A 24,284-nucleotide genomic window follows, 5' to 3' on the forward strand; every position below is an offset into this window, starting at 1 on the left:
CCGAGGTCGTCGGACTAACAGTATCGTTGTTGCGACGCGCGGCCATCTGGCCGTCCGGCGATCACACCCCCCGATTCGCAACTGCCAGGAGGAACAGTGGAATTCGATGTGACCATCGAGATCCCCAAAGGTGGCCGTAACAAGTACGAGGTCGACCACGAGACGGGCAAGGTCTACCTCGACCGCTACCTGTACACCTCGATGGGCTACCCCGCCGACTACGGCTACATCGACGGCACCCTCGGTGAGGACGGCGACCCGCTCGACGCGATGGTCCTGCTGCCCGAGTCGGTCTTCCCCGGCATCATCGTGCGCGCCCGCATCGTCGGCATGTACACGATGACCGACGAGGCCGGCGGCGACGACAAGCTGCTGTGCGTGCCCGCCGGCGACGTGCGCTGGGACCACATCAAGGACATCTCCGACGTGTCGGAGTACGAGCTGGGCCCGATCAGCCACTTCTTCGAGCACTACAAGGACCTCGAGCCCGGCAAGGAGGTCCAGCCCGGTGGTTGGGTCGGCCGGGAGGCTGCCGAGAAGGTCGCCCAGGAGGCCATCGACCGTCTCGCCGCTCACCCCGACGAGGCCAACGAGCCCTCGCGCGGCTGACGCCACCCGAGCAGTCATTCACGACCGCCGACGACACACGCTGTCGTCGGCGGTCGGCGTTTGCGGCAAGCCCGACCACGGGTCGTTGTCATCTCGACTGACAGACGTCGATCGACGTCTGTCAGTCGAGATGAGGTTCGCCAGTCAGATGCTCGACATGCCCCACGACACGAGAGCGCAGCAAGCCTTGATGGATTAGGCGACCCGGTGACGCGCCTCGGCGAAGACCGGGAGCACCTGCTCGCGGATTCGGCTGTCGGTGGCCGACCCGTCGATCGGGACCAGGATCACCGCGTCGGCGACCTCGGCGGCGTAGATGTCACGCAGCAGGGTGATCAGGCCGTGGGTCGTGCCGACATAGCGGATGGTGTCCGAGTTGTCGGTGGCGGCCCCGGCCTGTGCGACGGCGGCGCGTGCCGATGCCGCGTGCGATGCGATGGCCACCTCGACCTCGAGGGCGACGACGAAGTTCGCCTGGTCGTGGGTGCCGGCCCGAAGCAGCGAGCGCGCTCGCTGGGCCCCCCGCAGGGTCTCGCGACGCACGACGATCGGGAAGGTCTGGGCGACGACATCTCCCGCGATCGCGACCTGGAAGCCGGGACGGCCGATGGTGACGGCACTGCGCGGAGTGTCGAGTTGGATGGTCATGCGGGGTACCCCTCGTCGAGTTCTGGTCGGTCGGTGGTCGGTGGTGGCGCAGAGCGTGCCGAGCGCGTCGAGCAAGCGGTCGACGTCGTCAGAGGTGGTGCCCGCACCGAAGCTCGCGCGGACGGCCCCTTCGGGATGACCGAGTCGCTTGAGCAGCGGGTGGGCGCAGAACTTGCCGTCCCGCACCCCGATGCCGTGCTCGCTGCTCAGGTATTCGGCCACGGCCCGCGGGGCGAAGCCGTCGACGGTGAAGCCGGCGATGCCGACGCGGTCCTTCGAATCGGTGAAGATCTGCAGGGGACGTACGCCGTCGATGCGGGCGAGGCCGGCGTCGAGCCGTTCGCAGAGCCGTAGTTCGTGGAGGCCGATGGCCTCCGGCCCCAGCTCGGCGAGCGCGGTGCACGCCTCGGCGATCGACACGGCGCCGAGCACGTTCGGCGACCGGCCTCGTGGCGGGCGGCGCCGGTGTGCCAGGTGGTCCCGGCCGAACTCTCCTCACCGCCCAGTTCGACGTCGGCGGTCGCTCCCCCGCCGGCGAGGTACGGGTCGGCGGCGTCGAACCAGTCGGAGCGTCCGATCAGGACGCCGGCGCCGAACGGGGCGTAGGCCTTGTGACCGGAGAACGCCAGATAGTCGATACCGTGGCTGACGATCGAGATGGGGCGATGTGCGACGAGCTGCGCCGCGTCGACCAGGATGCGTGCGCCGTGGCGATGGGCGATCGAGGCCAGCCTGCTGATCGGGAGGACCTCACCGGTGACGTTCGACGCGGCGGTCACCGCGAGCAGCGACGCCGGCTCGGACGCGAGCTCCGCCTCGATCGCGACGAGGGTGTCCTCGATCGTGGCGCGGGCGGTGACCACGCGAGCCCGGTTGCGACCGTCCTTCGGCGCACACCACGGCAACAGGTTGGCGTGGTGCTCGATGTCGAGGACCACGACGTCGCCGGGCGTGATGTGGGCGGCGAGGTTGATCGCGTCGGTGGTGTTGCGGGTGAAGACGACGGAGTCGTCGACGCGGCCGCGGACGAAGCCGCGCACGGTCTCGCGGGCGGCTTCGTACCGGCGGGTGGTGACCTGCGAGAGGTGGCCGGCGCCGCGGTGCACGCTCGCGTACTCGCCGAGGGCCCCGGCGACCTGCGCGGCGACCGACGCCAGCGCCGGGGCACTCGCCGCGTAGTCGAGATTGGCGTAGCCGACGCGGTGTCCGGCGGCGACGGGAACCTGCGCATCCGCGCCGACGACCGGCGCCAGCGCGGGGATGAAGGGTGCCCGGTCGGCGATGGCGGCGGACACCACGGCAGGGGTCGGGCGGACGGTTGTGACGGGTGCCGAAAGCACAGCAGTCATGACAAGAGCTCCTCGAGAATCCACACTTGCCGCGTTCGGGTTCGAACGCAGCCAGGTCGTCACCCGGAGCACCCCACCGTGGAGGAGGGTTGCCGACCAGCGAGCCGGGGCTTTGTCACTGGCACTCATGACCTGCGACAAGGTTCGCGGATCCCGGCGAAGGGTGTCAATTTAGATTCACCGCGATTCCTAGTTAGGACAGGCTTACCTGTACCCTGGCTGTCGTGGCATCGAGTGAGGTCTTCGTGTTGTCGCGCCCGCACGGCACCGTGCGGGGCGAAGGGGTGGTCCGGTCGTTCACCGACGTCGACGAGGCATCCGCCGCACTGCGGGCGGGCGAGGTCGGGGCGTTGACCGGGGCGATCCCCTTCGACCTCCGCGACCCCGCGGCGCTGGTCGCCCCCGTCCGGCTCCGGACCGGCGAAGCACCGCTGCCCGGGACCGGGCCGCTGTCACGGCGAGCGGTGTCGACCGTGAGCCACCCGGCCCGGGATGAGCACCGCGAGCGCATCGCACATGCGGTCAAGCGCATCGTCGCCGGCGACGTCGGGAAGGTCGTGCTCGCACGCAGCGTCGACCTGGTGCTCGACGAACAGATCCGCCCGGCGGAATTCCTCGACGCACTCGCCGGCGGCAACGCCGACCACAACGCCTTCGCGGTCGACCTCGGCGCCGCGACGGGTTCGGGCTCGTGGTTGCTCGGCGCGAGTCCCGAAGCACTGCTGCGCAAGTCGGGATCGACGGTGACCTGTCATCCCTACGCGGGTTCGGCACCACGATCCGCCGACCCGGTCGTCGACCGTGCGACCGCCGCCGAACTGGCCGCCTCGACAAAGGACCTCGCCGAGCACGCCTTCGTCGTCGATCATCTGCGCGAGCGCCTGGGACATCTCTGCGACGACGTCGACGCGCCGTCGACCCCACAGCTCGAGTCGACCGGCGAGATGTGGCATCTGGCCACCCCGATCCGCGCGACGCTGCGCGACCCGGCGACCACCGCACTCGACCTCGCACTACTCCTCGGACCCACCCCCGCAGTGTGCGGCACCCCCAGTGACGTTGCCGCACAGATCATTCGAGACGTAGAGGGAGATCGTGGCTTCTACGCAGGCGCGGTCGGGTGGTGCGACGCCGCGGGCGACGGCGAATGGATGGTCGCCATCCGGTGCGCCGAACTCGCCGCCGACGGTCGGAGTCTGCGCACCTGGGCGGGCGGCGGCATCGTCGAACACTCCGACCCGCAGGCGGAACTCGACGAGACGCAGTTCAAACTACGGACCGTGTTCAACGCGCTCGGCACCCCCCTCGCGGACATCGTGAACTGACCCTCCGGTGAGCACGCCCTCCCGCGATCTCGCCTCCGACCACGAAGGTCGGCGTTATGGTCGATGAACGTCGGGGCGAAGGGGCCAGGGAGGCGTAGCGGATGCCTGCGGAGCGGTCGACAACCCGGAAGAGCATTCTGCCGATCATCTTCGCGCTGTCCCTGGCCTTCACGATCACGGCCGTCGATCCGCTGGTGCTGAGCCTGAATCTGCCGCAGGTGAGCCGGGAACTCGACGTCCCGCCCGCTGCTGTCGGAGTGCTGGGTGGAATGTCGACGCTGGTCATGGCCGCGTCCGTCCTCGGCGCGGGGAATCTCGGCGACTCGATCGGACTCCGACGACTCCTGATGTCCGGACTGGCCGTGGTCGCCGTCGCCGATGTGCTCGCCATGCTTTCGCCCGGGTATGGCTTTCTCCTGGCGATGCGCGTCGCGGCGGGCCTGGGCATGGCGGCCCTGCTCGGGGTATCGCTGGCCCTCCTCAAAACATCGGTGACCGAAGAGCAGCGACCGAAGGCCATCGGCATCTTCGTCGCCATCGAGATGGTTCTCTGCGGGGCGCTCCCCGCTCTGACGGGCTGGGCCGTGACGGGTCTCGGCTGGCGGTTCGTGTTCCTGGTCGCACCACTGCTTGCCGTGGTCTCGATGCTGCTGACGGCGAAGTTCGTTCCGGAGTCGCCACGTCAGGAGCGTGCGAAGCTGGACGTGATCGGCATCGTCCTGATCGGGGTGGCACTCCTGACCCTCGTCATCGGACTCGCGGCCGCCCAGAACGGTGTCCTCCGGCCCCAGGCCTGGCTGCCGCTACTCGTCAGCGTCGTCGGCGCGGTGCTCTTCGTCCGCCACGAACGGCGCACCCCCGAACCGGCGCTGGACCTGTCGCTGTTCGGCAACCGGACGTTCACGGTGGCGCTCGCCGCCGCCTTCACACTCAACTTCCTGATCGCGGGGCTCAGCATCGTCCTGGGGCAGTACGGCAGCAAGGTGCTCGCGCTGTCACCGCAGACGGTCGGACTGTTGTTCCTTCCCGGCTCGCTGCTGATCGCCGGCGCCCTGATCATGTCCGGGAGTCTGATGGAGAAGTTCTCGCCGAGACCGGTGATGGTCGCCGGTCTCGCGACCATGGCGGCCGCCGGGCTGCTGATGGCCGGCACGGTCAGCCCGATCATGGCGCTCTGGCTGCTCGTGATGTCCGTATGGCTGTACAACCTCGGGTCGATGGTGAGTTCCACATCCGTGTCGGAGACGGTGCTCTCGCATGCGCCGAGTGGGCAGTCCGGAACAGTGGCCTCGGTGCAGACGGCCTTCGGGATGACGGGCTACGCGTTCGGGCCCACCGTGTACCTGCTCCTCCTGAATGTGTTCTTCGAGCGTGAATGGCTCGCCGACAGCGAACAACGGGGCCTGACGGTGACACAGGGACAAGAGGCCGTCGACGCCGCGCGTAGCGCAGTGGCGCGGAGCCCGGGTGGCGTCGGATACGACCCGAACCTGCTACAGCAAGTGGGCGGCCTCGACCTCGGAGCGGACTTCTCCGACGCCGTGCGACTCACCATGCTGACCGTCAGTGTCCTGCCCATCGCGGTCGCGCTGGCCGCACTCAGGTTCCGTCATGAGCGTCCCGCCCGGGCGGCCTGATGGGCATGGGCAGGAGAGCCTCGTGCGCGGGCTCAGCCGAGCGCCTGATCCAGATCCGCGAGCAGGTCGTCGATGCCCTCCAGCCCGACCGACAGGCGCACGACCGCGTCACTGAGACCGATCGCGGCACGCCCCTCGGGCCCCATCGCGCGGTGCGTGGTGGTGGCCGGGTGGGTGATCAGCGACTTGGAGTCACCGAGGTTGTTGGAGATGTCGATGACCTGCAGCGCGTTGAGGACCTCGAAGGCGCGCTTCTTGCCGTCGATGCCGTCGTGGTCGTTGAGCTCGAAGGTCACCACGGTGCCGCCACCGGACATCTGGCTCTTGGCCAGCTCGAACTGCGGATGCGACTGCAGGAACGGGTATTTCACCCAGCGGACCCGCGGGTCGGCTTCCAGGAACCCGGCGATGCGCAGCGCCGAGGCCACCGAGGCGTCGACACGAAGGCGCATGGTCTCCAGGCCCTTCAGCAGGGTCCAAGCGTTGAACGGGCTCAGCGCCGGGCCGGTGTGGCGCATCAGCTGCTGCACCGGGCCCTCGATGTACTCCTTGGTGCCGAGGACGGCACCGCCCATGACGCGACCCTGGCCGTCGATGTGCTTGGTACCCGAGTAGACGATGACGTCGGCACCGAGATCGAGGCCGCGCTGCAGCAGCGGGGTCGCGAAGACGTTGTCCAGCACCACCTTCGCGCCCGCGGCATGCGCCAGTTCGGACACCTTGGCGACGTCGACGAGCGTCTGCATCGGATTGGACGGGGTCTCGAAGAAGACGGCGTCGGCCGGCTTCGACAGTGCACGCTCCCACTGTTCGAGGTCTTCGCCGTCGACGAACTCGGTCTCGACACCCCAGCGCGGCAGGATCTCGTTGCACACCACGAAGCACGAGCCGAACAAGCTGCGGGCGGCGACGAGCCGGTCGCCGGCCTTGAGCAGGGCGCCGAGCGCGACGAACACCGCGGCCATGCCGCTGGCCGTCGCGAAGCAGGCCTCGGCACCTTCGAGCTGACGCAGCCGCTCCTGGAACATGTGGACCGTCGGATTGCCGTACCGGGAGTAGACGAACCGCTGGTCCTCGCCGGTGAAGGCGCGCTCGGCGGCCTCGGCGGAGTCGTAGACGTATCCGCTGGTCAGGTACAGCGCCTCGGTGGTCTCGTAGAAGCCGGAGCGGGCGAGGCCACCGCGGACGGCGATGGTGTCGGGTGAAAGACCCTCCGGCAGTTCACGACCCACGGACAAATCAGGACTCACGATTGCCTCCACGGCAGATTCTCGGCGCGCCATCCCGACGCACCTCGATGGTCGTTCTCGTCGAGGGCACCCTCGAACCCGTCGACCACGTTGTAGGCCTTGCCGATTCCGTCGGCGGTCGCCGCCTCGGCCGCACCGATCGAGCGGTGCCCCGAGCGGCAGAGGAAGATGACCTCGTGGTCATCGGTGACCCCGGCGCCGCGCAACTGTTCGACGAACTGCTCGTTCCGGCGCCCCTCGGGGAACGTCGTCCACTCGGCGAAGATTGTCCGCTTGCCGAGCACCTCGAGGTCGGGGACGCCGACGAAGGACCATTCGGCCTGCGTCCGACAGTCGACGAGGACCGCGTCGGGATTGTTCTCGAGCTTCTCCCACGCTTCCCGCGGGGTCAGGTCGCCGGCATAGGTCATGAGGAGCACACCTTCCATTCGCCGTTCTCGCGCACCACGATCGTCTCCACGACCTGCTTGGCATCGGCCTTGTCCTTATAGTGCCAATGGACCTTGGCGGTCGCCCGGTCACCGTCGACCACCAGGTCGGTGATCTCGGGGATCTCGATGCGGCCGTTCTGGTCCAGCGACGCCTGGTTCTCCGCGACGAACTGCGCCTCGGAGGGGAAACCGGTTTTGTCCAGGTCGGCATCGCAGGTGTTGGCGCGATATTCGGCGTAGTTCGGGCCGTTCTTCGCCGTGTAGAGGTCGTTGATGGCGTACTGGACACGCGCGTCGTCGCTGACGCGTTCCTCGGGCGGCCGCGAGATGCTCGAGAGCACGATCCCCAGCACGAGGAACGCGACGACACCTGCCGCCACGAAGAACGGCCACGCGTTCTTCCAGTTCGGCGGCCCTTCCTCGACGAGGGCGGCGTCGACGTCGTCGTTCGATGTCGCCTTGCCGAGGGCAGACTTCTTCGAGGACGCGGCGCCCCGAGAGGTGTTCCCGGATGCGGCACCCTTACCGGAGGGCTTGTCGGGGCCCCCGCCTGCAGCTTTGGCCATGGCGCGAAGTGTAACGACAGGCCGGGTGTGACCTCCGTCCGGATTCTCCGGCCGCCATCGCGTCGAATCGCGCGGGCACCTGATCCGCGCTCGGTAAGGTGGGCCTAACCTAACGCCGACCGACGAGGAACCACATGCGTCCGCTTCCCCATCGACTGTCCGGAATCGTGCTCGCGGCGACCGCGGCGGCCCTCGTGGTGAGCTCCTGCGCCGCTCCCGAGGAGAAGGTCGCCGACGATTCCGCGTCCGTCCCGGCTCCCGAGACCGGCTCGATTCCCGTCACCGTTCAGCAGGCCTACGCCCCGGCGGTCGTGGAGAAGGCACCCACGCGGATCGCCGCGCTGGGCGTGGGTGACGGCGACACGCTGCTCGCCCTCGGCGTCATGCCGACGACGATCGCCCCGTTCGCCGATCCCGACCAGGCGACCGCGCCGTGGAACGCCGACCTGATCGGCGACTCGCAACCGGTGGTCCTCGCCAATACTTCGGCAGCTCTCGGGAACGAGATCCCCAAGGCGCTCGCCACGAGCCCCGACCTGATCACCGCCGTCGGCGCCGATCCCACCCGCGACCAGTTCGACCTGCTCACCAAGACCGCACCCACCATCCTCCGCCCCGCCCAGTACAAGCCGTGGCAGGTGCCGTGGAATGCGCAGACCATCCAGATCGGCACCGCGATCGGGCAACCCGACCTCGCCCGGCGCAAGATCGCCGAGACCGAGGCGTTCCTCGCGGGCATCAGGGCGAAGAATCCGCAGTTCGCGGGCAAGACCGCCGTCGTGGTGACCGCGAGCCCGACCGGCGGGGTCTCGGTGTACGGACCCGAAGACGGCCGGGCGCAGACCGTCGCGGGCTACGGCCTCACGTTCCCGCCGGTCCTCCGCGACACGATCACCAGCGGGTTCTACGGCGAACTACCGGCCGAGAGCCTCGACCGGCTCGACGCGGCCGACATCGTCGTCGCCGTCGACTGGGAGGGTTCGAACGACAAGCTGCGGTCGAACCCGGCGTTCACCCGGCTCGAGGTGGCGCGTTCGGGACGGGTCGCCTACCTGCCGCAGGAGGTCGGCAGTGCCATGTCGGTGCCGACCCTGCTGACGATCCCGTGGGTGGCCGATCAGGCCGTCGGACCCCTCGCCGAAGCTGCCGGCTCACGCTGACGCGCGTCGCACCGCGTCATCGCGATGACGTCGAGAAGTGAGGATTACCTCACAGCTAATTTTGGGAGTGGACACCAAGCGCCTACCGTAGAAGGGATAGGCCTTATCCAAGCGTGTCGACACCAGAATCAAGGGTTTCGGATCCGGTTCCTGTGGCGGGGCGCGCCGAGCAACGGAAGACACCTACTCCATGAGCGAGAACAGCCGCCCGCTTCGGGTTGCGATCGTCGGTGCGGGTCCCGCCGGGATCTACGCCGCCGACGCGTTGATGAAGTCCGACACCGTGAAGGATCGCGGCGTCAGCATCGACCTCTACGAGCGTATGCCGGCCCCGTTCGGTCTGATCCGTTACGGCGTCGCGCCTGATCACCCGCGCATCAAGGGCATCATCACCGCGCTGCACAAGGTGCTCGACAAGCCGCAGGTCCGCCTGCTCGGCAACGTCGACTACGGCACCGACATCTCGCTCGACGAGCTGAAGTCGCACTACGACGCGATCATCTTCTCCACCGGCGCCACCGACGACCGCGCGCTCGACATCCCGGGCATCGACCTCGAGGGCAGCTACGGCGCCGCGCAGTTCGTCGCCTGGTACGACGGCCACCCCGACTTCCCGCGCACCTGGCCGCTCGAGCAGGAGAAGGTAGCCGTCATCGGCGTCGGCAACGTCGCCCTCGACGTGGCGCGCGTTCTCGCCAAGACCGGCGACGAGCTGCTGCCCACCGAGATCCCGGCCAACGTCTACGAGGGTCTCAAGGCCAACAAGGCCATCGAGGTGCACGTCTTCGGTCGCCGCGGACCGGCGCAGGCCAAGTTCACCCCGCTCGAGCTCAAGGAGCTCGACCACTCGCCGAACATCGAGGTCATCGTCAATCCCGAGGACATCGACTACGACGAGGGTTCGACCGTCGCCCGCCGCGGCTCGAAGATCACCGACCAGGTCGCGACGATCATCGAGAACTACGCGATCCGCGAGCCCAAGCAGGGTGCGATCCACAAGCTCTTCCTGCACTTCTTCGAGAGCCCCACCGAGATCCTCGGCGAGAACGGCAAGGTCGTCGGCCTGCGCACCGAGCGCACCCAGCTCGACGGCACCGGCAACGTCAAGCCCACCGGCAAGATCACCGACTGGGAGGTCGGAGCGGTCTACCGTGCGGTCGGCTACCTGTCGGACAACCTGCCCGGCATCCCCTTCGACTCGCAGGCGGGGGTCATCCCCAACGAGGCCGGACGCGTGTTCGACGAGGGTGAGCAGCTCACCGGCGTCTACACCACCGGCTGGGTCAAGCGTGGTCCGGTCGGTCTCATCGGCCACACCAAGGGCGACGCCAACGAGACCGTCGACTGCATCCTCAAGGACATGGAGGCCGAGAAGCTGCTCGAGCCCGCCGCTCCGGCCGAGGACGCCATCATCGAGCTGCTCGAGTCGAAGAACATCCCGTTCACCACGTGGGACGGTTGGTACCGCCTCGACGAGCATGAGCGCGCACTCGGTGCCGCCGAGGGCCGCGAGCGCGTGAAGGTCGTCGAGCGTGAGGACATGCTCGCCGCGTCGGAGCCCCACAAGGTGGCGCGGCCGTCGGCCTGAGACGACCTCTGGAGATCGACGACGAGGGGCGACCGGTTCTCACCGGTCGCCCCTCGTCGTCTGTTCTCTACGGACTCAGCGCCCGGGGATGGTGGGCACTCCCTTGACCGTGTTGCCGCCGCCGGTCAGCGCGGACGCCGACGCGGACGAGCCCGTGCCGAACCGGTCGAACGGGTTGTCGATGCGTCGCACGTTCCACCAGAAGCCGACGTTGTCGGTCAGGTTCTCGGCGTAGTCGGAGATCGCGTACCCGGAGATCGACGACGGGAAGCAGCCGAACCAGGTGGTCTTGATCAGCAGGGATTCGTTCTTCTTCAGCAGCGGCTTGAACTTCGTCGCGCCGCCGCTCTCCTGCAGGGTGACGTTGCGGAAATCGCCGTCACGCGCCGTGACACGCATGAACCGGGTCATGCTCCACGCCTGGTTCCACGGGGTACCCGGGGCTCCGAACTGGCAGTAGACCCCACCCGTCATCTGCAGGTTGGGGACGGCGGCCTGCGCGGGCGCGGCACCCACGAGTGTGCCCGCCGCGATGCTTCCCGCAGCCAACACTCCGACAACGGCCCGTTTGAATGACTTCATCGATCCTCCTGTTTTCAGAACCCTCGAAACACTGGGCATATCGATCCGAGCTCATCGCAGTGTTACCGAAGACACAGCCTCCACTAACTCCGGTGCGGTCTTTCGTTACCCGAACGACATCCACGGTGCCGCGCCGCGAGAGTCGCCGACCAGCGTTGGTAAGGTAACCCTTCGTGCGCCGCTCCCTTCGTGTTCTCGGCATTCCCGTGCTGGTCGCGGCTCTGGTGGGGCTGGTCGTGGCCTCCGTGCTGTTCGGTACCCGCCCCGTCCCGCTCGACGAGGTGTGGACGAGTTTCGCCGCCGGGATCACCGAGGTCTGGGCCGCCCTCCTCGATCTCCGGCTGCCGGAGATCACCAAGGACACCGACGTCGACGGCATCGTCTGGGATCTCCGCGTCCCGCGAACCCTGCTCGGATTGTTCGCCGGTCTGGCCGTCGGCGCCGCCGGTGCCATCACCCAGGGACACACGCGCAACCCCATCGCCGATCCCGGCATGCTCGGCGTCAACGCCGGAGCCGCGTGCGCGGTCGTGGCCGGGATCTACCTGCTCGGGATCACCAGCCCCGTCGCCTTCATGTTCTTCGGACTGCTCGGCGCGATCATCGCCGCGACCGTCGTCTTCGGGCTGTCGGCACTGAGCGGCTCGAGTCCGCTGACCCTGATCCTCGCGGGAACGGGACTGACGGCGATGCTCACCGCGATCACATCATCGATCGTGCTCGTCGACACCAACTCGCTCGACCAGTGGCGATTCTGGAGCGTCGGTTCGACCGCCGGCCGTGGCATCGACGTGTTCTGGGCGAGCCTGCCGTTCATCAGCGTCGGACTCGTGTTCGCGCTGGCGAGCGGTTTCTTCCTGAATGTCCTGAGCCTCGGTGACGACATGACCAAGGCCCTGGGCTCGCGGGTGATCCTCATCCGCGCGCTCGGCATCCTGACGATCACTCTGCTGATCGGCGCCGCCACCGCGGCCTGCGGGCCCATCGTGTTCCTCGGACTGGTGGTACCGCACATCGCGCGTGCGTTCGTCGGCGCCGACTATCGCTGGATCATTCCGTACTCGGCACTGCTCGGCGGGATACTCCTCGTCGGCTGCGACATCCTCGGCCGCGTCGTCGCGCGTCCGGGTGAGGTCCAGGTGGGCGTCATGCTGGCCCTGGTCGGCGCTCCGTTCCTGATCTTCCTGGTCCGTCGGCAGAGGTTGGCAACCGTATGAACTCCTCCGACGTGAAGACGCCCGAGCCCCGTGCTCGTGGCCTCGCAGCACGTACCCGCAGCGTCGCCCCGCATCCCGGGGGCTACCGCCTCGCGATCGAGCCGGTGTCGTTCGTCGTGCGTCCGCGCATGCTGGTCGTCGCGCTCGTCTCGGCGGCACTCGCGGTGGTGCTGTTCCTGACCGGCGTCGGCGTCAGCGACTTCCCTCTCACCCCGATCGACGTCGCGCGCATCCTGCTGGGCGGCGGCACCCGCATCGAGAACGTCGTCGTCTTCGACGTCGCGCTCCCCCGGGCCCTCGTCGGCCTGCTGGTGGGCATCGGGCTCGGGTTCTCCGGCTCCATCACCCAGCTGATCTCCCAGAACCCCCTCGCCACCCCGGACATCCTCGGCATCACCGCCGGTGCGAGTGCGGCGGCGGTCGCGGCAATCGCCTTCTCGACCACGAGCTGGGGCAGCTGGTTCGGCGACCTCGGCGTCCCGGCGTCGGCGATGATCGGCGCCCTCCTGACCGCGGCGCTCATGTACGTGCTCGCCTGGCCCGGCCGCAAGGCGAACAGCGGCATCAACCCGTTCCGCCTCGTGCTGATCGGCGTCGGCATGACCTGGATGTTGCAGGCGCTGACCAACTTCCTGCTCACCCGTGCCGACATCCGCGACGTCGGGCGTGCCCAGGTGTGGCTGGTCGGCTCGGTCGCCAACGTGGGCTGGTCCAATGTCTGGCCGGTGGTCGGTGGGGTCGTCTTCGGGATCGTGGTGATCGTCGTGTTCTCGCGGCAGATCGGCATGCTCAGCCTCGGACCGGATCTCGCACGCGGACTCGGCGTCCGGACCGGCGCGGTGTCCACGACACTGCTGCTGACCGCGGTCCTGGTCAGTGCGCTGTGTGTGTCAGCCGCCGGACCGATCGCCTTCGTCGCGTTGCTCGCCCCACAGATCGCGCTGCGGCTGGCCCGCACCGCGGTTCCGACGCCGTTGTTGTCCGGCCTGGTCGGTGCGTCCCTCGTGCTCGGCGGAGATCTGTTGTGCCGCACTGTGCTGCCCGGCGGCCTACCCGTCGGCATAGTCACCGCCGCGATCGGCGGACCGTTCCTCATCTACCTGATGATCGCGATGTCCCGGAAGGCGACCGTATGACCATCTCCCCCACCGAGAACGCCCCGCAGACGACGGCCCGGCTTCGCGGCAGCGGACTCACCGTCGGCTACGACCAGCGAGTGGTGATCGACGGTCTCGACATCGACATCCCCGACGGTCGGGTCACGACCATCATCGGCTCCAACGGCTGCGGCAAGTCGACGCTCCTGCGATGCCTCGCCCGGTTGCTGCCGCCAAAGGCGGGCACCGTGTTCCTCGACGGCGAGGACATCGCGCACGTGCGGCCCAAGCAGGTCGCCCGGACCCTGGCGATCCTGCCCCAGAACCCGGTGGCGCCCGAGGGTCTCACCGTCGCCGACCTGGTCGGTCGGGGCCGGCATCCGCATCAGCGGTGGTACCAGCAGGCGACCGCCGCCGACGAGGCCGCGGTGGCCGAGGCGATGGAGATGACCGACACCCTCGAACTCGCCGACCGTACCCTCGACGCGCTCTCCGGCGGTCAGCGCCAGCGGGTCTGGATCGCGCTCACGCTCGCGCAGGGCACCGACCTCATCCTGCTCGACGAGCCGACCACCTATCTCGACCTCGCACACTCGATCGACGTCCTCGACCTGGTCCGTCGTCTCCGCGACGATCACGGCAAGACCGTGGTCATGGTCCTCCACGACCTCAATCTCGCGGCCCGCTACAGCGATTCACTGGTGGTCATGAAGAACGGCGCCATCGTCACCACGGGCGCCCCGGCCCAGGTCATCGACGCCGAGATGCTCGACGAAGCCTTCGGCCTGCGAGCACATGTGATGACGGACCCGATCTCGGGCGGACCGCTGATCGTGCCGCTCGGCGCGCACACGCGTACCTTCTAGGCGCCCGAATCCCGTTCGCGGGAAGCGTCGTTGGCGAGCATCTGTTCCCGCAGCGAGTCGTAGACGGGCGGGGTCCCGGAGAGATGTGCCACGAGCACGGCCGCCGCGGTCGCGGCGAGCATGGGGACCGCCACCGTCGTCGTCGCGCTCATCTCCATCACGACGACCATGCCGGTGAGCGGCGCCCGGACCACCGCACCGAACAGTGCGGCCATGCCCGCGAGCACCAGGGCATCGCGCAGCGTCGAATCCGGTTGCGGGATCACGGCGTCGAGGCCCGCGGCGAACAGGACACCCCACAGCGCACCGAGCGCGAGCATCGGCGCGAACAGACCTCCCGGGGTGCCCGCGGCGTACGACAACGGTCCGGCGACGAACCGGACGATGAACAGTGCGGCGACCACCGGCAGGACCACCGAGCCGTCGAAGATCTGTTGCGCCAGGTTGTCTCCGCCCCCGGCGGCATCGGTGTCGATGGCCATCAGCCCGCCGACGATCGCACCGATGATCGCGGCCTTCGCGATCGCCGGAACGCGGGTGATCCCGCGTACCCCCTGGATCGCGCCGAGAACCGCTCTCCCGTAGGCGATCCCGACGAGGCCACTGAGCAGACCGAAGACCACGAACACCGGCAGCAGGGTGATCGAGGGTGGGGCCACCACGCCGACGAGGAAGTCGGGCCGGTCGCCGAGGATCACGTGACCGCAGGCCACCGCAGCAGCGACTGCGAGGATGGTCGGTATGACCACCCGCAGCCGGAATGAGTGCGTCACCTCCTCGAGCGCGAAGAGCGCGCCACCCACCGGCGCGGTGAAGGCGACCGCGAGGCCGGCCCCGCTGAGGGAGGTCTGCATGACGCGGAGGTCGAATTGGTCGAGTCCGGCACGGCGTCCGGTCTCGGAGCCGACGGCGGCACCCATGTGCACGGTCGGGCCCTCTCGCCCGAGGATGAGACCCGAACCGATCGCGGCCAGTCCACCGAAGAATCGTGCGGGGATGACACGTAGCGGCGCCGGCTCCGCCTCACCACGTTCGACGGCCTCCACATGCTGGATGCCGCTACCCGCCGCGGTCGGCACCAGGTGCGAGACGAGCGCCCCGAAGGCCGCGCCCGCGGCTGTCACCGCGACCGGGATGAACCATCCCGGGGCGCCGAGACCGTCCGCCCAGTCCAGCATCTCGAACCGCCACCGGTTGAGATGGTCGAGGCACCACCGGAAAGCCCCGCCGAGGACGCCGGTCACGCAGCCGGCGAGGACAGCGAGCACGCACAACCGCACCAGGCCCTGGTTGTCGGTCGTCGGCGAGGTCACAGAAGGAAGTTACCGTGCACCACGCCCCCAGCCGGTACTTCCGAACGGCAGATTCGTGTCACCGAGGCCAATCGGGGTCAGACGGGCTGAATCAGCCGCCCCTGCACCACGAGTGACGCGTTCTGCTTCAGCCGCCGGACACGGATGCTGACCGAGTAGCCAAGAATCCCTTCCATCGCACCGATTCTGGTGCGCAGATAGCGGTAGAAATCGTCGGCGTTCCGGCAGATCACCGAGACCATGAGGTTGTGTTCGCCGCTGATCGCGGCCGCGAACGCCACCTCGTCGTGCGCGGCGACCGCCTCACCCACCGCATCGATCGCGCCCGGCGACACCTCGAGCCACAGTGTGGCACTCAGATCGAAACCCAGTCGCTCGGGCAGGATCTCGACGTCGTACTGCAGTGCGCCGCCCTGCTCCAGCGTCCGCAACCGTCGACGCACACGCCCCACCGTCCACCCGCAGACACGTGCCAGCTCCCGATGCGGCAGACGGCCGTCCTGTGTCAGCGCGGCGATGAGCGGCGCGTCGTCGTCGGTCAGGCGCGCGTTCTCGACGGCCCCGCCGTCGACCGCCTCCTCCTCGACACCGGCGGCACCGGAGGCCGCCGCGGCCACCAGCGCCCGGGACTCCTCCGGCAGGCACCCGCCGAAACCGGTCCACTTCGACGCCGAACCCGGGTTGAATGCGTGCAACAGGAGATCGACGCGAAGGTCGAGGACCGCCGCACGCGACGGCAGCGCCGCCAGCAGCGCATCGTCGCCGACGGCCACGATCGGTGCCCGGACGATGCAGACGATCTCGGTTCCGCCGGAGACGACGTAGGCGAAGACCACATCTCGGCGCCGAGCGAGGGACGCGGCGAGCGGTTCCAGCCGGTCCGGACGGCACCGAACGCGCACCACCCACTCCGCATCGCCACGCACCGCCGGCCGGACGACGCCGACGACTCTGGTCACCCCGGCGCGACGCAGGGCCTGATACCGCCTCGCCGCGGTCTGCTCGGAGATCCCGGCGACCTCGCCGAGCAGGCGGAACGATGCCCGCGGATAGACCTGGAGAGCGCGGAGGATTGTTCCGTCGGTGTCGTCCATCATGGAGGAATACTACGCGTGATCATTACCTCAACCGACAAATGTTCCGCACAGAGTGATCCGGCTGCCGTTTTTGTACACGTGCACCGGACAATTGGGTTCTGCGCTTCATCGCGCGGCAACCATCGCATCGCCGAGGCCCCTCCCGAGACGACGACCCGTGGTCGCGTCCGATCACCGGGCCGTGCCCGGTCACCCCCGACATCGAAAGCGAGAGTGCGTGACCACCACGTCCACCACCCTTCCCGCTCCCCCGGAGCACCGGACGGCCACCATCGTGATGGCCTGCCTCGGCGTCTTCGTGGCCTACCTGCCCATCACCAGCGTCGCGGTCAGCCTGCCGGCGATCGGCAACGCCCTCGGCGCATCGACAGCGCAGCTGTCCTGGGTGCAGGACGCCTTCGTGCTGCCGATGGCGGCATTCATCCTGACCGCCGGCGTCTTCGGCGACGTCCACGGCCGCCGCAAGGTCTATCTGACCGGTCTCGTGCTGTCCACCCTTGGTGCCGTCGTCGCGCTCTCCGCGCAGTCGATCGAGTTCGTGTGGGTCGGACAGGCCCTGGCGGGCACCGGTGCCGCCGCGCTGCTGCCGACGACCCTTGCGCTCATCAGCCACGCGGTCCCCGACTTCCGTGAACGCGGAAAGTTCATCGGCATCTGGGCCTCGTCGCTGATGCTGGCGCTCACCGTGGGTCCGCTGATCGCCGGACCGGTGGCCGAGAACATGGGCTGGCGCTTCATCTACGTGCTGCCCATCCCGTTCGCCGTCGCCGCCTTCGCGATCGCCCTGACGGCGCTTCCGGAGTCGCGTGCCCCGCACACCCGACGTCTCGACTGGCCCGGTCAGGTGACCGCGGCCGTCGCGGTCACCGCACTGGTCTTCGGCGTGATCGAGGCCGGCGTCAACGGACCGGGCGACCCCCGCGTGATCACCGCCCTGATCATCGCGGTTCTCTCAGGTGCGGCCTTCGTTGCGGTCGAGCGCCGTTCGGACAGCCCGATGCTCGACCTCGCACTGTTCCGCAGCCGCGCCTTCACCGTCACCACGCTGATCGCGATGATCAGCTTCCTGTCGCTGATCGGCTTCATCTTCGTGCTCAGCATGTACTTCGGCATGGTGCAGCAGCTCGGCACCATCGAGGCCGGCTGGCGCCTCGCGCTGATGAACGGCGCATCCATGATCGTGGGTGCGCTCGCGGGCAAGATGATGCACCAGGTTCAGGCGCGTTTCCTGATCGGCGGCGGTCTGGCCGCGGTCGCGGCGGCGCAGTTCGCGCTGCTCACCATCGATGCCGGCACCTCGTTCGCCGCGATCGGGTGGCGCCTGGTCGTCCTCGGCCTGGGTATGGGCTTCGTGATGGCCCCGATGACCGCGACCGCGGTCTCCGCGGTGCCCTATCGGCTTGCGGGCATGGCGGCGGCCGGCAACAACGCCTTCCGTCAGGTCGGCGGCGCGCTCGGTCCGGCCGTCCTCGGCGCCCTGCTCACCGCGGGCGCGGTGGACTCGCTGCCCGGGCAGCTCGCCGACGCGGGTGTCGACGGCGAGATGCGCGAGCGCGTCGTCGACGCGGTGGACGGTCAGGGCCTCGGTGCGGTGACAGGTCTCGATCTCGGCGCGGACACCCCGACTGTCATGAACGCCGTGGGCGACGCCTTCCTCGACGGTATGCAGCTGTGCCTGATCTTCTCGGGCATCCTCACTGCGGCAGCCGCCGTGCTGTGCCTGGTGATGCTCAAGCCCGGGGCAGACGCCTCCCACTGATCACCGAGGACTTGCGGCAGCTGGTTCCGGATTCCGGAATCAACTGCCGCAATGTCGTTTTCGGGGGAGATCAGGTGAACGCTGCGGCGACGTCCGCCGCGCGTCGGAGCTGGTCGGGGTCCGAACTCGTCGGGATGAGCTGCACTTCGTCGGTGCCGACGTCGGCGAAGCGGCGCAGCACCTCCCCGAGTTCGGCCTCGGTACCCGACCACCCCGTTGTGGGTGCGATGGCGTCGACGAACTCCGTCGGAATCCAGTTCATGTAGTGGTGCAGGTGCCGGGTCACCTGCGCCCGAGGTGCGTCGCCCTCGCCGATGGCGAACCAGAACGACGTCGCGAGATGCGGTGCGGGACGCCCGGCTTCGGCCCATGCCGAACGCGCGACGTCGAACAGTTCGTTCTGCTTCGACGCGTCGAGATCGAGGGTGACCCCGGCGATGCCGTCGGCCCAGTCGACGGCGCTGCGGATCGTCTTGGGCCCGGTGGTCCCGACGTGCAGCGACGGACCGCCCTTGCGATGCGGCAGCGGTCCGACCGGAAGCACCGACTCGGTCAGCTTCTCGCCCGCCCAGACCCGTTTCATCGTCTCGGCACGTTCGGCGAGCTGCCGCATGGTCTGGGTGGACGGGTCGGCGCGGACGGCCCGGTAATCCTCGTGTCGGCCGCCGACCCCGAGCGCCACGGTGAGCCGGCCCTCCGACAGCATGTCTCCGGTGGCCAGCGCCTTCGCGAGCATGACCGGGTCGTGCAGCTGGGGCACGACGACGGTCATCACCAACGGCACGCGCCGGGTCCACGCGGCTGCCGCACCGAGGAACGTCAGGCATTCGGGGTTGTCGAACGCTATCCGCTCACCCCAGCACAGGGAGCTGAACGGGCCGTCGTCAATGGTGGTGGCCCATGAGTGGAGCGTTCCTGCGTCGAGGTCCGGCTCCATCACGGGCATCGTCATCCCGATGCGCACAGGCGCCATTCTGGCACGCGGAGGTCGCGCGTATCCCGTTCTCGGAGAACGGGCCTCACCAGACGAATGCGCCACCCGTCCAGATGCTGGTGGCGACGAGCGCGAAGAGCAGTTCGATGCCGATCGTCTTGGCCGCCGCCTTGAGTGCGGCCACCGCGCCGCGCCAAGCCAACTCGAGACTCTGGGTACGCACGAGTTCGGCGGCCACCGCACCCACGACGAAGCCGAGCAGCAGACCGATCACGGGCACGACGAAGAAACCGACGATCCCGACGAGACCGCCGACCACGACGGTCCGGTTCGGAATACCGTCCGTGCGCAACGACTTTCCGGCGACGAGGTATTTGATCACCTCGCCGACCACGAGCGCGAGGAGGGCCGCGGCGAACACCGACCAGGCCCAACCGCCCACGACGATCGCCCAGACGAGGAGCGCGGAGGCGATCAGCAGCGTTCCCGGCAGGATCGGGACGACGATCCCGACCAGACCGACGAAGATGACGGCCGCGACAAGCAGCTCACCCCAGAGCGGCACCTGTTCGACGCCCGGTCACTCGCCCGCGACGGGCGACCGGGGGGCCGGCTCGTCGGCGGGATCGCCGGTCTTCACCAGCGACGCCATGACCGGGGACTGTCCCGGGGCCGCCGGACGGGGAGGACCTGCGGGACGGGGTGCCCCGGGAGGTGCGATCGGCCGCTGACCTCCGGGACCTCCGGGTCCGGCGGAACCGCCGGCGGGTCGGGGAGCCGGACGCGGGCCGGGCGGCGGTACCGGCCGGCCGGGTGGCGGGACGGGACGACCGGGCGGCGGGACGGGACGACCGGGCGGGGGTCCGGCGACCCCCGGCGGAGGACCGACGGGCCCGGGCGGCGGGCCGGCGTGTCCGGGCTGGGGGCCGGGACGGCGCGGCGGTGCGGGCGGGGCCGGCGGCGGCAGAACCGTCGCCTTGCGGACGGCGGCCCGACCCGGCACGGGCAAGACCAGCGAGGCCGCACGCACGGCGCGCTCGCGGGCGGCGGGCACGTCGTCGGCGGTCGCGGTGACCACACCCATGCGCCGGCGATGGAAGCTCTCGGGCTTGCCGAACAGGCGGATGTCGGTCTCGGGCACCGCGAGTGCCGCGGCGACGTTCTCGAATCCGATGGCGGGCTGGTCGAGCTGTCCGTAGATCACCGCAGACGCGCCGGGCGACGCAAGGGTGACGTCGACGGGCAGGCCGAGGATCGCGCGGGCGTGCATCTCGAACTCCGACAGCCGCTGGGTCGCCATGGTGACGAGACCGGTGTCGTGCGGACGCGGACTCACCTCGGAGAAGTAGACGTCGTCACCCTGGACAAACAATTCGACGCCGAAAACGCCACGGCCGGCGAGCTTTCCGTCACCGAGCGCGGTGGCGATGCGGGCCGCGATCGACGTCGCGGAGGCGTGCGCATCCGGACTCATCTCGTGCGGCTGCCAGCTCTCGACGTAGTCGCCGTTGATCTGCCGGTGACCGATGGGGGCACAGAAGTGCGACGTCAGCAACCCGGTTCGCGGGTCGATCGCGCGCACCGTGAGAAGCGTTATCTCATAGTCGAATTCGATGAATCCCTCGACGATGACGCGGTTGCCCTGAACGCGGCCGCCGGTGTTCGCGGTCTCCCACGCCGACGCGACGTCGTCGGGTCCGCGCAGGACCGACTGCCCTTTGCCGGAGGAGGACATCACCGGCTTCACGACGCACGGGAAGCCGATCTGCCGGGCGGCGACCGTCAGTTCCTCGAGGGTGTCGGCGAAGAGATACGGAGACGTCGGGAGGCCGAGTTCCTCGTCGGCGAGGCGTCGGATGCCCTCGCGGTTCATCGTGGCGACGACGGCACTCGCGGTCGGGATGACCTCGGCGAGGCCCCGCTCGGCGACATCGACGAGGGCCTCCGTCGCGATGGCCTCGATCTCCGGCACCACATAGGCGGGCCGGTGCTTGTCGATGACGGCGAGCAGCGCCTCCGGGTCGGTCATGTCGATGACCTCCGCGTGGTGCGCGACCTGCTGGCCGGGCGCGTTGGCGTAGCGATCCACGGCGACGACCTCGACGCCGAGACGCTGGAACGCGATCACGACCTCTTTGCCGAGTTCGCCCGCACCGAGCACCATCACCTTGGTCGCCGTCGGACTCAGCGGCGTGCCGATGACATCCGGCGGGCCGATCGTCGGCGCCGGCTGATCCGCGCTGGTCGCGCTCTCGCTGTTCGACGTCATTCCCAAATCCTACTTGTCGTCGGTCCGGGTTCGGCCACGGTGACACCCGGTTGCGCGGTGTCGTAGTGCGGCTCTCAACCGATGACCTCGTGCACGTAACACCACCTCCAGCTCTCGCCTGGTTCGGCGGACCGCATGACCGGATGGGAGGTGTCGTGGAAGTGCGCGGTCGCATGCCGGCGCGGACTGGAGTCGCAGCACCCGATGTACCCGCATCGCAGGCACATCCGCAGGTGCGCCCAATGATCCCCCCCGATCGCCACGCAGCCCTCGCAGCCGAGCTTCTCGCCCGCCGCGGGTTCCGGCACGGGTATCGATTCACCCGCGACCGCGGCCAGCTCGGGGCAGCGCGCGGACGGAACCGACGCGTCGTCGGCGTCGGGTGCCGGCCCCGACGAGGCGTCGCCGCGGGACGAGGATCGACGGAAGATCTGCATGTTCACCATTATCAACGGCGCCTGTCGCGATTACAGTCGCTCGGATGAGTGCATCGCTTCTGGTCATCGCGGTCGTCGCGTTGGCGGTCGCCGCACTCTGCCGTCGCCATGGGCTGTCCTCGCCACTGATCCTGGTCACCGTCGGCCTGGCCATCGGCTGGATTCCCGGTCTGCCGACGCCCGAGCTGAACCCCGAACTCGTGCTCTTCCTCATCCTGCCGCCGCTCCTGTACTCCGCCGCCCAGGAGAGCTCCTACCAGGCGATCCGAGCACGCTGGCGAGGGATCGCGGCACTCGCCGTGGGTCTGCCACTCGTGACGACGGTCGTCGTCGGGTTCGTGGCCCATCTGACCGTCCCCAACCTCCCACTGTCCGCGGCACTCGTGCTCGGAGCCGTGGTCGCTCCTCCGGACGCGGTGTCGGCGCAGGCGATCGGCCGTCGCCTCGGACTCCCGCGGCCGGTCATGACGCTCCTCGGCGGGGAGAGTCTCCTCAACGACGCCACGGCGCTGACCGCGTTCCGGATCGCCCTCGCCGCCGCCATCGGCCTGACCGCCTCACTGAGCGAGGGCTTGCTGACCTTCGCCGTCGCGGCGGTCGGCGGACTCGTGGTCGGGCTCCTCTTCGGCGTGGCCGTCTCGTGGGTGCGGATCTGGTTGACCGACCCTCCGATGGAGACCGCGATCGGGATCATGGTGCCGTTCGCCACCTATTTCGTCGCGGAACAACTGCACTGCTCGGGCGTGATCGGCGTGGTCACCGCCGGACTGTTCCTCGGTCAGCGTTCGGTCCGCCTCGGCTATGCCACCCGACTCCAGGACGAAGCGGTGCGCAAGTCCATCGACGTCATCCTCGAATCGTTCGTCTTCCTGCTCATCGGCGTCCAGATGCCGTTCATCATCGAGGGTGTCGAAGGTGAATCGTGGGTTCAGGTCGCCATCGACGCGGCCGCGGTGCTCACCGCCACGATCGTCATCCGGTTCCTCTGGGTCTACCCGGCGGCCTACTTGCCGGGTGTCATCTTCCGCGGAAGACTCGGCCCCGATCCGCGCCCGACGCCGGCCTCCGTCTTCGTCGTCTCCTGGGCGGGGATGCGCGGAGTGGTCTCGCTCGCCGCCGCCTTCGGCATCCCGTTGACGACCCAATCCGGCGAACCCTTCCCGGCGCGCGCCGAGATCCTGCTCCTGACGTTCGTGGTCGTGGTCGGCACCCTCCTGATCCAGGGCACCACCCTGCCCTGGGTGATCCGGAAGCTCGGCGTCACCGGCGACGAGCGCGCGCAGGATCGTCTCGCCTACGCCGCCGCCCAGGACCGGGCCTCACGGGAGGCGGAGCATCGACTCGAGGAGATCGCCGCCGGCCTCGCCGACGACGATCCCAGGCGGATGCAGGTGGTCCTCATGCGCAAGTGGATCACCTCTCAGCGCGATGTGGCGTGGGAGGAACTCGGCCGTGGCCCCGAGACGATCGGCGAGAGCCCCACCGCCGCCGGCTCCCGGATCCGCACCGAACTCCTGCACCTGCAACGCAAGGTCTTCATCGCCGAACGCGACGCCGGCCGCATCGACGACGAGGTCCTCCGAATCGCACTGCGCCGCCTGGACTTCGCCGAGGGACAGGGCGACCGCGGCGTCTGACTCTGCTCCGTGAGCAGCCCGGAGCCTGCGGAGGGCGTATCGAAGGGTCATCCGTCCGAACGATGGCGGGGAGTTCTACCCATGTTGCAGACGAAAACTCTGCTCTAGCTTCGGTTCTCATGACAGCAACGCACATCCGCCTGATTACGGCCGGCGCAACACTCGTCCTCGCCGCCGGCGCACTCGCCGTCGGCACCTCCACGGCCACCGCGGCCCCGGTCACACCGTCGTGCGACGCCGATCAGTACACCGTCACCTCGGTCGTGACCGCGAAGTCGGCGGCGACCATCTGCCAGTGGGGCAACGGTGACCTCGAATACCGTGGCGTCGCACGCAGCTCCGGCAACACCCTGTGCATCCCCGTCTCCGGGGTGTTCGAGCAGGAGAACGGCAGCGGCCGTTACTACTACGTCGCCTACAACAACGGGTACAAGTACTCGGTCTTCGACGGGCTCGGCCTGAGCATCGTCGGCCCCGACGGCATCCTCATCAGCTCCGAAGACGCCATCTGAG

The 24,284-nt window shown here is 68.9% G+C and carries 22 protein-coding genes, 1 pseudogene and 1 riboswitch; of the genes and pseudogenes, 11 read left to right on the top strand and 12 right to left on the bottom strand.

Annotated features, from left to right (window positions below):
* Positions 1–96: 96 nt before the first annotated feature.
* Complete coding sequence (locus GKZ92_RS19115) at positions 97–609, top strand: inorganic diphosphatase (protein ID WP_006357037.1); 513 nt, start codon at positions 97–99, stop codon at positions 607–609.
* A 195-nt stretch (positions 610–804) separates the two neighbouring features.
* Here the strand turns inward: GKZ92_RS19115 and GKZ92_RS19120 are convergent, their stop codons facing one another.
* Both GKZ92_RS19120 and GKZ92_RS19125 read right to left on the bottom strand, forming a co-directional pair.
* Positions 805–1,257 carry a hypothetical protein gene (locus GKZ92_RS19120; protein WP_155225523.1) on the bottom strand — a complete coding sequence of 151 codons (453 nt, stop codon included), beginning with the start codon at positions 1,255–1,257 and terminating at the stop codon, positions 805–807.
* A pseudogene (locus GKZ92_RS19125) lies at positions 1,254–2,606 on the bottom strand (aminotransferase class V-fold PLP-dependent enzyme). The gene GKZ92_RS19120 and the pseudogene GKZ92_RS19125 overlap by 4 nt, the downstream one beginning before the upstream one ends.
* Before the next feature lie 17 nt (positions 2,607–2,623).
* A riboswitch (SAM riboswitch) is annotated at positions 2,624–2,739 on the bottom strand.
* 112 nt (positions 2,740–2,851) lie between these two features.
* On the opposite strand from GKZ92_RS19125, the gene GKZ92_RS19130 reads away from it, so the two are divergent.
* A complete protein-coding gene (locus GKZ92_RS19130; protein ID WP_035754670.1) occupies positions 2,852–3,931 on the top strand; it encodes an isochorismate synthase in 1,080 nt (359 codons plus the stop codon).
* A gap of 101 nt (positions 3,932–4,032) precedes the next feature.
* Positions 4,033–5,568 carry an MFS transporter gene (locus tag GKZ92_RS19135; RefSeq protein ID WP_035754577.1) on the top strand — a complete coding sequence of 512 codons (1,536 nt, stop codon included), beginning with the start codon at positions 4,033–4,035 and terminating at the stop codon, positions 5,566–5,568.
* 32 nt (positions 5,569–5,600) lie between these two features.
* On the opposite strand, the gene GKZ92_RS19140 is transcribed toward GKZ92_RS19135, so the two are convergent.
* The 3 genes from GKZ92_RS19140 to GKZ92_RS19150 are packed head-to-tail and all read right to left on the bottom strand — an operon-like array spanning position 5,601 to position 7,815.
* Positions 5,601–6,851 carry an O-succinylhomoserine sulfhydrylase gene (locus GKZ92_RS19140; RefSeq protein ID WP_006357041.1) on the bottom strand — a complete coding sequence of 417 codons (1,251 nt, stop codon included), beginning with the start codon at positions 6,849–6,851 and terminating at the stop codon, positions 5,601–5,603.
* The gene (locus GKZ92_RS19145; RefSeq protein WP_006357042.1) at positions 6,815–7,228 is read right to left on the bottom strand and encodes a rhodanese-like domain-containing protein; all 414 of its coding nucleotides are present in this window, start codon (positions 7,226–7,228) and stop codon (positions 6,815–6,817) included. Before GKZ92_RS19145 ends, GKZ92_RS19140 begins: the two co-directional genes overlap by 37 nt.
* Positions 7,225–7,815, bottom strand: coding sequence for an Rv0361 family membrane protein (locus GKZ92_RS19150; protein ID WP_035754575.1), 591 nt, complete (start codon positions 7,813–7,815; stop codon positions 7,225–7,227). Before GKZ92_RS19150 ends, GKZ92_RS19145 begins: the two co-directional genes overlap by 4 nt.
* A gap of 134 nt (positions 7,816–7,949) precedes the next feature.
* Between GKZ92_RS19150 and GKZ92_RS19155 the strand changes: the two genes are divergently transcribed.
* On the top strand, positions 7,950–8,975 hold the full coding sequence (locus tag GKZ92_RS19155) for an ABC transporter substrate-binding protein (protein ID WP_035754573.1): 1,026 nt from the start codon (positions 7,950–7,952) through the stop codon (positions 8,973–8,975).
* 190 nt (positions 8,976–9,165) lie between these two features.
* Entirely contained in the window at positions 9,166–10,563 is a 1,398-nt protein-coding gene (locus GKZ92_RS19160) for an FAD-dependent oxidoreductase (RefSeq protein ID WP_155225524.1), read from the top strand.
* Positions 10,564–10,638: 75 nt separating this feature from the next.
* Here the strand turns inward: GKZ92_RS19160 and GKZ92_RS19165 are convergent, their stop codons facing one another.
* A complete protein-coding gene (locus tag GKZ92_RS19165) occupies positions 10,639–11,145 on the bottom strand; it encodes a hypothetical protein (RefSeq protein ID WP_006357046.1) in 507 nt (168 codons plus the stop codon).
* A gap of 173 nt (positions 11,146–11,318) precedes the next feature.
* Here GKZ92_RS19165 and GKZ92_RS19170 point away from each other — a divergent pair, with 173 nt between their 5' ends.
* The 3 genes from GKZ92_RS19170 to GKZ92_RS19180 are packed head-to-tail and all read left to right on the top strand — an operon-like array spanning position 11,319 to position 14,325.
* Entirely contained in the window at positions 11,319–12,362 is a 1,044-nt protein-coding gene (locus GKZ92_RS19170; protein WP_006357047.1) for a FecCD family ABC transporter permease, read from the top strand.
* Entirely contained in the window at positions 12,359–13,498 is a 1,140-nt protein-coding gene (locus GKZ92_RS19175; RefSeq protein WP_155225525.1) for a FecCD family ABC transporter permease, read from the top strand. Before GKZ92_RS19170 ends, GKZ92_RS19175 begins: the two co-directional genes overlap by 4 nt.
* Positions 13,495–14,325: an ABC transporter ATP-binding protein gene (locus GKZ92_RS19180; RefSeq protein ID WP_075862542.1), complete on the top strand. Its 831-nt coding sequence runs from the start codon at positions 13,495–13,497 to the stop codon at positions 14,323–14,325. The genes GKZ92_RS19175 and GKZ92_RS19180 overlap by 4 nt, the downstream gene beginning before the upstream one ends.
* Here the strand turns inward: GKZ92_RS19180 and GKZ92_RS19185 are convergent.
* The gene (locus GKZ92_RS19185; protein ID WP_155225526.1) at positions 14,322–15,638 is read right to left on the bottom strand and encodes a ClC family H(+)/Cl(-) exchange transporter; all 1,317 of its coding nucleotides are present in this window, start codon (positions 15,636–15,638) and stop codon (positions 14,322–14,324) included. The genes GKZ92_RS19180 and GKZ92_RS19185 overlap by 4 nt on opposite strands.
* Before the next feature lie 77 nt (positions 15,639–15,715).
* Positions 15,716–16,732, bottom strand: coding sequence for an Lrp/AsnC family transcriptional regulator (locus tag GKZ92_RS19190; protein WP_081474296.1), 1,017 nt, complete (start codon positions 16,730–16,732; stop codon positions 15,716–15,718).
* Between the two features lie 280 nt (positions 16,733–17,012).
* Between GKZ92_RS19190 and GKZ92_RS19195 the strand changes: the two genes are divergently transcribed.
* Positions 17,013–18,494, top strand: coding sequence for an MFS transporter (locus GKZ92_RS19195; RefSeq protein WP_281430803.1), 1,482 nt, complete (start codon positions 17,013–17,015; stop codon positions 18,492–18,494).
* Positions 18,495–18,564: 70 nt separating this feature from the next.
* Here the strand turns inward: GKZ92_RS19195 and GKZ92_RS19200 are convergent, their stop codons facing one another.
* The 4 genes from GKZ92_RS19200 to GKZ92_RS19215 all read right to left on the bottom strand — a co-directional run bounded on the left by GKZ92_RS19200 (position 18,565) and on the right by GKZ92_RS19215 (position 22,134).
* Entirely contained in the window at positions 18,565–19,467 is a 903-nt protein-coding gene (locus GKZ92_RS19200) for an LLM class flavin-dependent oxidoreductase (RefSeq protein ID WP_006357053.1), read from the bottom strand.
* Positions 19,468–19,513: 46 nt separating this feature from the next.
* Complete coding sequence (locus tag GKZ92_RS19205; protein WP_006357054.1) at positions 19,514–19,993, bottom strand: DUF456 domain-containing protein; 480 nt, start codon at positions 19,991–19,993, stop codon at positions 19,514–19,516.
* A 15-nt stretch (positions 19,994–20,008) separates the two neighbouring features.
* Positions 20,009–21,697 carry a formate-dependent phosphoribosylglycinamide formyltransferase gene (purT, locus tag GKZ92_RS19210; protein ID WP_035754569.1) on the bottom strand — a complete coding sequence of 563 codons (1,689 nt, stop codon included), beginning with the start codon at positions 21,695–21,697 and terminating at the stop codon, positions 20,009–20,011.
* A 74-nt stretch (positions 21,698–21,771) separates the two neighbouring features.
* Positions 21,772–22,134: a UBP-type zinc finger domain-containing protein gene (locus tag GKZ92_RS19215; RefSeq protein WP_035754666.1), complete on the bottom strand. Its 363-nt coding sequence runs from the start codon at positions 22,132–22,134 to the stop codon at positions 21,772–21,774.
* A gap of 44 nt (positions 22,135–22,178) precedes the next feature.
* On the opposite strand from GKZ92_RS19215, the gene GKZ92_RS19220 reads away from it, so the two are divergent.
* Both GKZ92_RS19220 and GKZ92_RS19225 read left to right on the top strand, forming a co-directional pair.
* Positions 22,179–23,771 (top strand): Na+/H+ antiporter, encoded by a 1,593-nt coding sequence (locus GKZ92_RS19220; protein ID WP_006361004.1) that lies wholly within the window; start codon positions 22,179–22,181, stop codon positions 23,769–23,771.
* Positions 23,772–23,890: 119 nt separating this feature from the next.
* Positions 23,891–24,283, top strand: coding sequence for a hypothetical protein (locus tag GKZ92_RS19225; RefSeq protein ID WP_006361003.1), 393 nt, complete (start codon positions 23,891–23,893; stop codon positions 24,281–24,283).
* Position 24,284 lies beyond the last annotated feature (1 nt).

It is taken from the genome of Gordonia sp. 135, from assembly GCF_009720185.1.
GTDB classification, from domain to species: domain Bacteria; phylum Actinomycetota; class Actinomycetes; order Mycobacteriales; family Mycobacteriaceae; genus Gordonia; species Gordonia alkanivorans.